The sequence below is a fragment of the Pseudoalteromonas sp. SCSIO 43088 genome, assembly GCF_023650795.1.
GTDB lineage: Bacteria > Pseudomonadota > Gammaproteobacteria > Enterobacterales > Alteromonadaceae > Pseudoalteromonas > Pseudoalteromonas shioyasakiensis.
Genome location: NZ_CP072676.1, coordinates 894,271 through 906,921, shown reverse-complemented (window position 1 = coordinate 906,921; position 12,651 = coordinate 894,271). Strand labels below are relative to the sequence as shown.

Annotated in this window: 10 protein-coding genes; 4 read left to right on the top strand and 6 right to left on the bottom strand. The window is 40.5% G+C overall.

All coding sequences use genetic code 11. The features are described from left to right. Positions 1-166: 166 nt before the first annotated feature. The 3 genes from J8Z28_RS21830 (at position 167) to iadA (ending at position 5,824) form a co-directional block, all read left to right on the top strand. Positions 167-3,094, top strand: a complete 2,928-nt coding sequence (locus J8Z28_RS21830) for a TonB-dependent receptor domain-containing protein (protein ID WP_250660649.1) — start codon at positions 167-169, stop codon at positions 3,092-3,094. A gap of 142 nt (positions 3,095-3,236) precedes the next feature. Continuing rightward, entirely contained in the window at positions 3,237-4,646 is a 1,410-nt protein-coding gene (yfcC, locus tag J8Z28_RS21825) for a putative basic amino acid antiporter YfcC (protein WP_250660648.1), read from the top strand. Positions 4,647-4,657: 11 nt separating this feature from the next. Next, on the top strand, positions 4,658-5,824 hold the full coding sequence (gene iadA, locus J8Z28_RS21820; protein ID WP_250660647.1) for a beta-aspartyl-peptidase: 1,167 nt from the start codon (positions 4,658-4,660) through the stop codon (positions 5,822-5,824). A gap of 16 nt (positions 5,825-5,840) precedes the next feature. Here the strand turns inward: iadA and paeA are convergent, their stop codons facing one another. The 4 genes from paeA to J8Z28_RS21800 all read right to left on the bottom strand — a co-directional run bounded on the left by paeA (position 5,841) and on the right by J8Z28_RS21800 (position 10,262). After that, a complete protein-coding gene (paeA, locus tag J8Z28_RS21815; protein WP_175081458.1) occupies positions 5,841-7,127 on the bottom strand; it encodes a polyamine export protein PaeA in 1,287 nt (428 codons plus the stop codon). A gap of 139 nt (positions 7,128-7,266) precedes the next feature. Further along, positions 7,267-7,959 (bottom strand): substrate-binding periplasmic protein, encoded by a 693-nt coding sequence (locus tag J8Z28_RS21810; RefSeq protein WP_250660646.1) that lies wholly within the window; start codon positions 7,957-7,959, stop codon positions 7,267-7,269. A gap of 124 nt (positions 7,960-8,083) precedes the next feature. Further along, the gene (locus J8Z28_RS21805) at positions 8,084-9,193 is read right to left on the bottom strand and encodes an arginase family protein (protein ID WP_250660645.1); all 1,110 of its coding nucleotides are present in this window, start codon (positions 9,191-9,193) and stop codon (positions 8,084-8,086) included. A 289-nt stretch (positions 9,194-9,482) separates the two neighbouring features. Then, a complete protein-coding gene (locus tag J8Z28_RS21800) occupies positions 9,483-10,262 on the bottom strand; it encodes a DUF2189 domain-containing protein (protein ID WP_054564098.1) in 780 nt (259 codons plus the stop codon). 145 nt (positions 10,263-10,407) lie between these two features. Here J8Z28_RS21800 and udp point away from each other — a divergent pair, with 145 nt between their 5' ends. Next, complete coding sequence (gene udp / locus J8Z28_RS21795) at positions 10,408-11,163, top strand: uridine phosphorylase (protein WP_250660644.1); 756 nt, start codon at positions 10,408-10,410, stop codon at positions 11,161-11,163. On the opposite strand, the gene cdd is transcribed toward udp, so the two are convergent. Both cdd and J8Z28_RS21785 read right to left on the bottom strand, forming a co-directional pair. Continuing rightward, complete coding sequence (gene cdd / locus J8Z28_RS21790) at positions 11,160-12,092, bottom strand: cytidine deaminase (protein WP_250660643.1); 933 nt, start codon at positions 12,090-12,092, stop codon at positions 11,160-11,162. The two genes, udp and cdd, sit on opposite strands and share 4 nt — an antisense overlap. Positions 12,093-12,257: 165 nt before the next feature. Next, on the bottom strand, positions 12,258-12,626 hold the full coding sequence (locus J8Z28_RS21785) for a hypothetical protein (RefSeq protein WP_062565518.1): 369 nt from the start codon (positions 12,624-12,626) through the stop codon (positions 12,258-12,260). Positions 12,627-12,651: the final 25 nt, after the last annotated feature.

Sequence of the window (12,651 nt, the reverse complement as noted above, 5' to 3'; positions counted from 1 at the left end):
TTCTACTCACCACACTACCTTTCGGAGTGGTTTGACGAGTAGCCACACCTCACTTCCTGTGAGGGGCTAGTTGTGTCTATAACCCACTGCCCTGTCTAAAAATTATAACAATTATTCAAAACGTCACGGTTTTGCCGTGTGTTTTTTAAGACAAAGGTAAATCAATATGTTTCGTCAGTTACCAATTGCTGTAGCAATCAGTGCTGTGCTGTGCCCAGTACAAACTGTGTATGCTCAAAACGACCAACAATCAGAAAAAATTGAACGAGTAGAAGTAACAGGATCACGAATTAAAGGGGTTGATTTAGAAGGAACCATACCGCTTACAGTGCTTGACCAAGATGCTATCAAGCGCTCAGGAGCGAACACTATTCATGAATTATTAAAAGATTTATCCGTTTTTAAAGGCGGATCCGGTACCTTTTCAACATCAGAAAGTGGTGGTACATCAACCTCAACGCCAGCGGGTCAATCCGCTGCAAGCTTAAGAGGTATGGGCCCCTCAGCCACATTAACACTCATTAATGGCCGCCGTGTTGCACCTAGCTCGTTTGCAGCAGGCACTGAAAACTTTGTTGATGTGAACTCAATTCCACTTGCTGCAATCGAGCGCATTGATATTTTAGCCACTGGCGCATCAGCAATTTATGGTGCTGATGCTGTCGCTGGTGTTATTAACTATATTCTCAAAGATGACTATCAAGGAGCTGAAGTAAATACTTCTTACACCAATAGTTTTGACAGTCATGACGAAGGTAAGAAGCAACTTAACTTAGTCTACGGAACCAATATCGGTGAAAGTAACTTAACGATATTTGCTGATATATACGACCGCAATGCCTTTAAAGCGACCGACAGAAGATATACCGCAACTCCTAATTTAGTTAATGGTTACTCATATTTACCGAAACTTGAGAACTCACCAAACATTTATTACTTCAGTAGCCGAGATGGCAATGAACTACCAGCGCCAAACTGTAAAACCGAGCTTGTCACGACTGAGTATGGTGAGCAAATTTGTGCTTACTATACTAACCAAGATGATTACCTAGAAACCCCATTTGAAAGCCTTTCAACTGGCTTTATGTTTAACAGCAGCTTAGGTGATTTAGATTGGCATACCGATTTCTTCTATAGCCAAACTAAATCAAAAGCCTATTCATCACCTGCACCAATCAATCAAATAAACGACGATGATGGTCCTTATATCATAGAAGATGCGCTATTCATTTATGATAACGCTGATGGCAGTAACGACCTTATGGACCAGCTTTATATTGATCCATTTACCACTCAAGCAGGACGAGAAGTGTATGGCTTTGCATTTGATGCACGTTTTAATTCACCGCGTACAGTTGAAGTTGAAACTAAAAACTTTCGCTTAGTCAGCAGCCTAGCTGGTTACATTGGGGACTGGAGTTGGGAGTCAGGTGTAACATTTTCTCGTTCTAAGTCAGAGCAAGAAGCGATTGATGGAATTTACAACCGCTACCAATTTCATGCTGCAATCACTGGTGAATTATGCTCTGACGGATCATTAGCTACATACGATGGAACACAGCTCAATTGTGCGCAAGGTCAGTTAATGCCATTCTACAACCCTTTTTTACAGGGTGATGCTAATAATGATGCGGTGCTTGAGCTTGCAAAAGCAAACCCTAGTAGAAGTGGTGAAAGTACAGTTTACGGATGGGATTTAAACTTTAATGGCGACTTATTTACATTTAATGAGTTACCCATTTATGCTGCATTTGGTATTGAGGCTCGCCGAGAAGAGTTAAAAGATATTCCGTCTTTAGACTCACAAGCGCGTGCTGAAAATGGTTATTTAGTTGATGTTTTTGGTTTTGGCTCGAGCTTATCAGAAGCAGACCGTACGCAACACGCTGCATTTGTAGAGTTGAATATGCCAGTTACTGAGCAGCTAGAATTGCAAGTTGCTGGTCGTTATGATCATTACGATGACTTTGGTGGAACATTTAACCCTAAAGTGGGGTTAAGCTACCGCCCTTCAGATTCTCTAATCATTAGAAGCTCTTGGTCAACGTCGTTCAGAGCACCTTCATTAACTCAAGCTGGCGTAAAATTACGTACCACACAATCAAGCTTTGATTGCGGCGCAAATCAGGCTGTCGCAGACTTATACTGTATGGGTGATGGTACAGAAGTCAGTGTTAACAGCCTAGAACTTGGTAATCAAGCACTCAAAGCCGAAGAGTCTGAAGCGCTCAGTATTGGCTTTGCATGGAGCCCATCTGTAAATACCAATCTAACTGTCGATTATTGGCATTTTGATCATGAGCAAGTCATCGATACCAATATGACTGCAGTGCTAGATAGAGCAATTACGGATGCTTCTCTTCGTCACTGTGGCTTAGTACCACAAGGGCAACAAGGTATTTCGTACGAGCAGCAGCTGTGTGAAGTAACCGATAATGCAGGCCTTAATATCGAAAGTGATGGCGCTAATCTTTCAGAGATCCTAACAAACTACATTAGTGAGTTTAATCCGCGCGAAGATGAGCTATTCCTGCCACTTTTTAGAGACCATGTTATTCCACTGGAAAATACTGGCACACAAACCTTAGCGGGAATTGACTTTAAGTTCGATCATCGTTTTCTTTTTGCAAAAGGTAATTTAACACTCGCTTTCGATGGTACACACTATTTAGAGTTTGAGCGAAACAAACCTGGTTCAGATGCAATCGAAAAGTTAATCGGCACTTATCGCTACCCTGAAAATGTTGGCAGATTCTCTATCGATTGGGATGCCGAGAGTTATTACATCAATCTAGGTGCCAATTATACCAGTAGCTATGAGGATGATATTGAAGGGCTGCGAGGCCGTGAAATAGATGAGTTAGAAGAACTTGGCGAGCTTAATGATGAGTTAAAGCGCGATGTTGATGACTGGCTAGTATGGGATTTATCTGCCGGGTATTTTATCAATGATGCATTATCAATCCGTGCTCGTATCGATAATATCTTCGATAAAGAACCGCCTAAACTATATGGTTCAAGCCGAGGTTTTGATTCTATAAACCATAATGCTTATGGCAGTCGCTATACGTTAAGTTTGAGCTATCGCTTTTAGCAAGGTATGGGCGGCTTAATAGTCGCCCACACTTTTGAGCTTACGTTATCTTAAACTAACGACTCTCAGTATTAATCTTTGTTAGCAAGGGCTACAATACCTTGCTTATCTTATAAACGTCGAAAGACCTTTAAGTGACTTTATGAAAAACAAACAGTTTGCGATGCCAGATGCGAGCATCATTTTGTTGTGCGTCGCAGTTATCGCCTATTTTGCCAGCCTATTTATAACCCCCGGTGTGTTTAATGCCGAAAAAGATAGCCGTAGCGTTGAACTATCACAATATCAAACAGCCTCAGATCATACCCCGCCAGCATTTTTTGCAGAAGGTGGTGAAATTGGCCTAGCTAATGTGTTATTTGAAGGGTTAGTGTCAGGTGATAAGTATGGCGCAGCGATTGGTGTAATGGCGTTTATTTTAATCACTGGCGGTGCGTTTGGGATTATCTTAAAAACCGGTGCAATCAATAACGGCATAATGGCACTGATCAACAAAACACAACATATTGAGTGGGTATTCATTCCTCTCTTGTTCGTGCTTTTCTCTTTAGGGGGTGCGGTTTTCGGCATGGGTGAAGAAGCCATCGCCTTTTGTATTGTGTTATTCCCGATTGTGAAACAACTTGGTTATGACGCAAAAGTAACGGTATTAACAACCTATGTTGCTACACAAATTGGCTTTGCTACCTCATGGATGAATCCATTTAGCATTGCCATAGCTCAATCAATTGCTGAAATTCCCGTTTTTTCTGGCGCAGGGTTCAGAATGGTTGCTTGGCTTGTTTTTACTTCATTTGGCCTTGTATTCACCATTCGCTATGCCAATTCTATCAGAGCAACTAAACAACAATCTAACCAACACAAAGACAGTGCAATAAATTTAGATAACGCAGATAAACTAATCTTACTAACTTTTATTGCTGGCATTGTTTGGGTTATTTGGGGCGTGATGGCTCGGCAGTATTATATTCCTGAATTAGCAGCGCAATTCTTTTGCCTAGGTATTGCTTGCGCTGTAATAGCCAGCCTATTCAAAAAACAAACTGCCAATGAAAGCGCAAACGCATTTAAAGAAGGTGCCCAAGAGCTCTTACCTGCAGCGCTTTTGGTTGCTTTGGCAAAAGGCGTTATTTTAATACTTGGCGGTAGCGATTTAACGTCGCCTTCAACCCTTAATACCTTGCTGTATTATAGTGCCACCAGCATCTCAGTTGTGCCCGATTATATTGCTGCTTGGGGCATGCTATTATTTCAAAGTGTATTTAACTTCTTTGTTTCGTCAGGTTCAGGACAAGCAGCCATAACAATGCCGCTAATGTCGCCGCTCGGTGATTTGTTAAATATCTCACGTCAAATTGTGGTGTTGGCATTTCAGTTGGGTGATGGTTTAACGAATATTTTTATTCCTACTTCTGCTAGTCTCATTGGCTGTTTAGGTATTGTTAAATTAGATTGGAGTGAATGGGCACGTTTTATTTGGCGCTTCACTTTGGCTTTGTTTGGCCTTGCCAGTGGTTTTATTTTTCTCGCACACTTTATTAACTATCAGTAAAAGATTTAATTATGTTAACACTTATAAAAGGCGCAGACGTTTTCGCCCCCTCACCTTTAGGCATTCAAGATGTTCTTATTGCTGGCACAAAAATAGTTGATATACAGCCTGAAATAACTATCGATACCTATCAGGGGATTACCACGGTCGATGGCACTCATTGTATTTTGGCCCCGGGGTTTGTAGATTCACTCGTTCATATAACTGGCGGAGGCGGCGAAGCTGGCTTTGCAAGTAGAACACCAGAAATGAACCTGACTGATGCAACACTGCATGGTACAACAACCGTTATTGCAGCTCTTGGCACTGACTCAAGTAGCCGAACTCATAGTAATTTAATTGCTAAAGCAAAAGAGCTGAAAGAGCTTGGGCTCAACGTTTTTTGTCATTCGGGATCATATCATTTACCTGCGAAAACACTGACAGGCTCAATCACCAGCGACTTAATGTACATAGATGAGTTTATTGGCGTGGGAGAAGTTGCTATATCGGATCATCGTAGCAGCCAACCCACTGTGCAACAGCTGGCAGAGCTTGCCGCTGAGGCAAAAGTGGCTGGCATGTTAAGTGGTAAAAAAGGCACTGTCAGCATTCATGTTGGCCCTGTTGACACACATTTATCGTTATTACATGAGGTTGATAAGCTAACCGATATTTCACTGGCACAATTTTACCCAACTCACATGAATCGTAATATCGACTTACTTAATGCTGGGGTTGATTTTTGTAAAGCCGGTGGCACTATCGATTTTACTACAAGTACAACCGAGTATGACCTTGCTCATGGTGAATACTCTGCCGCACACGCACTAGCTTACTGCCTAGAGAATAAAGTCGACCCAACAAAACTAACCATGAGCTCAGATGGCCATGCAAGCCTTCCTATTTTTGACAAAAGCTTTAACCTGCTTGGCCTTGAAGTAGGTAAAGAGTCCACATTGCATAGCTCGTTTGTAGAAGCAGTGCAAAAATATAATGTTTCGATTGAACACGCTTTAATGGCTGTTACATCAAACCCTGCGCAGATACTGGGTATAAATAAAGGTGTAATTAAGCAAAATGCAGATGCCGACCTTGTGTTACTTAATAAAACAACGCTTGCGCCAACAGAATGCTGGTCAAAGGGTGTTCATATGGTAAGCAAAAGCAAAGCACTTGTTAAAGGCACCTTTGAATAAGGCCGCAATCGGCGGCCTAAACAGTATCCGAAATTCGAGTAACAAGTAGTTGCTCGACTTTCACCCCTTCAACATCAACAACCTCAAACTTATAGCCAGCATAGTTTATAAACTCGGCACGTTTAGGCAGGCGTTTCATGGTGTAGATCAAAAAACCTGCGACTGTTTCGTAATGAGACTGTTCAGGGAACTCTTCAATTTCAAGGACCTTAGCAAGCTCAACCACAGGTGTTAAACCATCGACCAGCCAAGATGAATTATCACGTTGAATTATTAACTCTTCACCCTGGTGGCTAATTAAGTCGCCCATAAATCCTTTCATTAAATCTTTAACAGTAACAATACCTACCATTAGCGCGTACTCATTAACCACTACGGCAAACGGCTCTGCCGCTTTTTTAAAAGTATTTAGCGCCTCGGAAAGACTCAATGTTTCTGGCAGATAAAAAATATCTTGGCTTATTAATTCATTATCGATTTCGGCAGTTTGCCCTTTTAGCACTTTGCGCAAAATATCTTTTGATTCAACCGAACCAATTAATTTATCTAAACTACCATCACAGACTAAAAAGTGATTATGAGGGTGCTCAATAATTTTGGTTGCAACTTCTTGAGCATCCGCCTTTACATCAAAAAACACAATTTGATCACGAGGAGTCATCACACTCGATAAAAAACGTGCCTCTAAATCAAATACATTGCCAATTAGCTCATATTCTTGTTGCTGTAAGCTGCCGTACTCTGCCCCTGCATCCATCATCGCAACGATGTCTTCTGTAGTGACAATATCTTCTCGTTCAGCGGGTACTTTAAACGCGCGTAAAACCAAATTAGTTATACCATTAAAGAAAACAACAAAAGGAGTGAGCGCAAAGGTCACCCAACGCATAATGGATACCACGTTAACTGCAACTGCCTCTGGCATAATCATGGCTAACCGTTTAGGTAATAAGTCAGCGAATAGAATAAACAAAGAGGTAATACTCAAAAACGAAATCAAAAAGCTGATTTGACTCAATAACGGGCCTTGATAAATCATGCCTAAAATTTGTTCTATGTAAGGAGATAATGCTTGCTCACCAACAATACCACCTAAAATGGCAATTGCGTTGAGGGCAATTTGTATCATGGCAAAAAATGCCCCAGGTTGCTCTTGCAAACTAAGTACTGCTTGGGCTTTTTTGTTGCCTTCGTCCACCATCACTCGTAATTTGATCTTACGAGATGCCGCAATCGCAATTTCGCTCATTGCAAACAATGCACTGATCAAAATTAAAATCATGATAATGAGTAAATCACTCATTGTAGCTCCTAATAATTAAGCGCATTCAGAGTGTTGAATGCAAACAACTTTTTGCTCGTTTAGGCTAGCGAGAGTTTGGCGAGAATGGACAAAAAGCAGCTGATTATAGCCACTTTGTAGCAATCAACAAGTGCTATTTTTAATCGTTAGCAGCAAAGCCTTTATTTAATTTTTCAAGAGTCACAGGATTGATATTTTTATTGCAGGCAAAGTATAACTGAGGTGTGCCAACGGGCAGTTTAAATATCGGTTTTAAATCTTCAAGGGTGCTGTCGTTATCGCGCTCATATTTAAATTGTTCATCGCTGAGGATGACTAAATCTATACTTGAGCGTCTGCTTTTCAGTACATCGTAAATATTGTCAAAACTATCAAGTAAGATCAGCTGATTACGCTCATCAAAGCCGTTTTCTTTTAGGTAAATGTGTGAATAGTTATTTTTTAATACTGCAATTCGGTATTTCTTAGCTTCATCTATGTTAGCTATAGTTACTTGCTCAGATTTAAAAGAATAGAATGACGCTGAAAAGCCACCAATTTTCGCTACCCAAGTAAACTTATCTTCGCGTGCCGGAAGCCTTGCCATAGAAAAGATGCAGGTATTGCTATCACGCAATGCAGCGATATATGAAATTGACCAAGAATTTACTGACAGCTCATAATCTACGCCACTTTTATCTAAACCTGATTTAACTCTATCAACTACAGTGCCAGTTAATTCGCCATTTTCATCTAGGTATTGGAAATTAGGGAAATTTTCGGTCACCACAGTAATTGCTGCAAAACAAGGTTGCAGAAAAAGCAGCAATGACAAGGTGATAATTGAGCGCATAATGAGCGATACCAAATAAATTATAATTATTTTTTATAATAATATAGCTCGGAGTTGCAGATATTGAAATATTTTTTAGTAAAAAGGAATGAGCGGAAACAGGGTGTTTCCGCTATAGAGTCAATTACTTATTCATTGCATTAATCAAAAAAGCTGAGATTTTAGCGCCTTCTCTTAGAGTTGTTTCAGAACTTGTCTGACCGATTAATGAGCTATCTGTGAATGGTGCAATTTCCATCATGTCAGCACCAGTAATTGGGAACTCGTCAGCCAATGCAACTAGAATGTCTAATGCATGCTGAGGTGTTAAACCACCAGCTTCTGGTGTTCCTGTCGCTGAAGCAAAGCTTTCATCAAGTGCATCAATATCAAAGCTCACATAAAGCTCATCAACATTATCTGCTTTTAGCTGCGCAATAACTTCTTCAGCAACAGCTTTAGCGCCACGTTCGATGATTTCGTGTGCCCAATGTTGTTTAACGCCAAACGTGTCTTCCCAGTGTTGCTTAGGCTTACCACTAGAGCGAATACCAAATTGAATTAAGTTACGTGGAGCTGGTAAGTACTCAAGAATATGTGTACACCACGAACCAAAACATAAATCGATACCTAAACGTTCTACTAATAAGTCTGTATGAGCATCAAAATGAATGATTGCAGTGCGTTTACCTGCATCACGTTTTGCTTTTAAGTAAGCTTTAGTCAGCGGGTAGCTAATTGAATGGTCGCCACCAATACCAAAAATACCCTTATCTGGGTAATTTGCATAAAAGCCATCACAGACATCTTCAGTGATAGACAAAGGCGATACATGATATTCGCTGTTTTCATCAGCATATAACGCTTTTTGACAGTTTGTAATGGTTGCATCGTTAAGGTATTTATCATGAAGTAAATGTGGGATCACACGAACATCGCCTAAATCAAAGGCGCGTGCTTGTGGTTGTTGATCAATCAAGGTAGAGCGTAAAAATAGTGGGCCCCAGTTAGCACCACGTAAAATACCACCGCCACAGTCAGAGCTAATACCTAAAATTACCGCTTTGTGCTTAGACTCTGCCAGTGTTTCAAGTGACTCTTTCCAAAGCACATCAACATTATCTGTTTGGCCGTATAATTTAGTACGCAGCGCATCTTTACGTTCTTTTGCTGTATTAACTGTAAATACGCCATCGCCAGGAGGACAAAGACACTGACTTAGTTTTTCGTGGAAGGCTTTTTGTGTGTTACTCATCTCTACTCCGCTGATCTTTATCTGCATATTCATGCGTAATTAAAAAACTTACGCAATCAGGTTTGTGTATAGTCTGGATTTTTGAGACTCAACAATCGCTTGCTAAACCAAACCTATAACTCACTGATATTAAATAGTTATATTTTTAATGCAGAAGAATTTAAACTGCTCTAGTCAAATAAGAGCGCTGTATTTTGGCAGGTATAACATGCGCGAAAAGAAAGTCAAATTTTGCGGCAACCAAGGCGATTGCCGCTATAGATTTATATTCAAACGAAGTGAATACTCATTATTCGTAGCCTCTTGGCTTCTTAGTTTTGATAACGGCAATGTATGCATGCCAGCTGGCATAGCTCAATAAAGGCATAATAACGATAAACCCGGCAGTACCTGTAATAAAGCCGACAAATACTAAACATAGTATCAAACCAGCCCAGACAACCATGGCACCGAAATTGGTTTTAACCGCATTCATTGAAGAAATTACCGCAGTCATAATATCAACTCTGCGTTCCATCATAATTTGCGGGGTAAACGCTGAGATAGCAAATACAGTGACCAGTAAAATACCACCGACAATACTACCGAGCGTTAAAAACGCAGATAACTGCTCAAAACTCGGGTTAACAACGTTCGGGTACAATGCATGAATAAGTGCAGCTAAGCGCATCCAAACAATCATAATTACCATTAATAACACCGCAAAGCCCCATTCACCTGCTGGGTTTCTAAACATCGATTTAAGGCTGTGCATCAAGGTGGGTTTGTGGCCTTTTTCAAGCTCCCATGCAACATCGTAAAGTCCGGCAGCAAAGGCAGGACCGATTAATGCAAAGCCAACTACAGCAGGTAATATAACTAAGTGTGTATCAAACTGATAAACAAAATACATGATAGTTGCAGGTATCAAGGTAAATACTAATCCGTAGACTAGACTCAGTATGGGCGCATTAGCGATATCTTTAAATGCAAGTGCTAACCAATGAAAAGGCGCACCAATTGAAATTTTCGAGCTTTCTAAACAGCGTGCAAACTCATGGTGTTTACTCATAGAAGATGAAGCAGGCATAATATATCCTCTTTTATCGTTACTTCTTTAGGTTTAGGTTATCTGTGCAATTCTTGCAACATTGGTGATCTAATAGGACATCTGTCCTGTACTTTAAACACATATGATTAAAGTATTACGCTTTAGACAAAAATAAGGTTTAATAATGGAAAAGGTATTTCACTTAGGGCTTACTAGTCAGGACTTAAACGGCGCGACCCTTGCGATTGTCCCAGGAGACCCTGACCGCTCAGCACGCATTTCAACACTTCTCGATAATCCAGAATGCTTAGCGAAGACCCGTGAATTTCATGTATACCGAGGTGAGCTTAACGGCCACAGTGTTGTAGTTTGTTCTACCGGTATTGGCGGCCCGTCAACATCAATCGCTGTTGAAGAGCTTGCTCAGCTAGGTATTGATACCTTTTTGCGTATTGGCACGACCGGTGCAATTCAGCCACACATTAACGAAGGCGATATTTTAATTAGCCAAGCTTCAGTTCGTTTAGATGGTGCTAGCCAGCATTTCGCACCACTAAGCTACCCTGCTGTGTCTGACTTTTTTGCAACACAAGCGATGGTAAATGCATGTGATAAGCTAGGAATTAATTTCCACATTGGTATTACTGCATCGAGTGATACTTTCTACCCGGGTCAAGAACGTTACGATACTTATTCTGGCTATGTTCCTCGCTCATTCCAAGGCAGCTGTGAAGAGTGGCAAAAACTAGGCGTGATGAATTATGAAATGGAATCAGCAACACTATTTACTATGTGTGCTGCCCTTGGCTTACGCGCAGCCTGTGTTGCAGGGGTATTAGTAAATCGTACTAAACAAGAAATTCCGAATGTTGACCACGGCGAGATTGAGAAAAAATCAGTCGCCGTCGTCATTGAAGCTGCAAAACTATTGCTAGACTAACCTTCAACTAGTTCAGCAACACAGTGCTCAAATGCTGGTGGGTTTGCAAAGCTTGCCAGCACACTTTTAGCCACCTCATATTGATTTTCTGCCCCTTGTGTTTCTAACAAGGTGATTGACTTAACTGTTTTATCATCAAAAGTTAAGCCCGCAAGATAAAACTGACTCAATGCACTTTGTAATGGCGAAAGGCTTGGACTATAGGCAGCATTTTCAGCATAACTTCCGTAAAAGTCACCTTCATCAAAAGTCGTTAATTTAACCGCACTAAAATTACCTGTGTAAGGCACGTATGCATTGAGTGCCAATTGAATAAGTTTAGCATCATCAATCGAAATCTCAGTAAACTGTTTATCACTTTGCTTATTAGAAAATAAGCACGCTTTATTGCCTAGGTCTTTCGGGCCAAATGAATAAGGTAATAACTCATGAAGATTAAAGTCACGTTCTGGCAATAAAATCTCAAGTGAGTCTGCGGTGCTCAATTCATTCATAAATTGACGGCAGTAACCGCAAGGTGCATCGCTAATAGCAATTTTTAACACTGCTTGCGCGCCATTAAGCCATGCATTATTAATGGCTGATTGCTCAGCATGAACGACCAAACTCAATGCTTGATGAGAAAACTCAACATTTGCGCCAAAATAGAAATTTGTTTCGCCTTGCTTGTTTAACCCTACAGCAATAGCGCCAACATAGAATTTAGAAATAGGCGCGACAGAAAATAAACTTGCGACGGGTACACAGGCTTTTAGTAACTCAAGTTGGCTAACTTGAAACTGCTGACAAAGAGAAGAAATATCAGATTGAGATAAGATACCACGTTGCTGTTTAAGCTGGGCAAAAAGAGAATTTTTTTGTTGATCATTGAAGCTAAACGGCTCTGAATTTTGAGCTAGTTTGCTTGCATCTATCCTAGTTGCTGTCATAACAAATTATAATTATTAATTGGCTAAACAGTTTAAAAGGTTACGTAATGAATTGCTAGGTTTTGGCGGTAAACATCAAGGTAAATCGCACAATAAAAGCTAAAAATTAGCGGTATTTGTAAGCCCAGATATACACAACAAAATAGCGATGACTAGCTCGACCAATTATTGACGAACCAGCCAATTTTTTGCTTTGTTAAAACATTCAAAGTTTTCAGCTTGTAAGTTATAGCGTTTTGCTTTTTGCATAAATAAGTCGTGCATAAAACCATCAAAACTTACAACTATTGCTACAACAGCTTTTTTCAAAGAGTTTGCCACTTCCGGCATAATAGTGAATAAATCAGCAGGTGCGAAATTGTGCGTCATCTCAGACACATCAACGAGTATTTTCTCTGACCCATGTAATTCTGAATATTGTTGGGCAATTTGGTAAAAATTTATCACATCCTGTGCACTAGCAGTCCCTCTTAACGTCATCATCACGAGTGACGTCGATGCATCATAAGTGATGCAAGTAGACACGTTTGGCATAAGTTACTCTAAAAAAAGCGTGGGG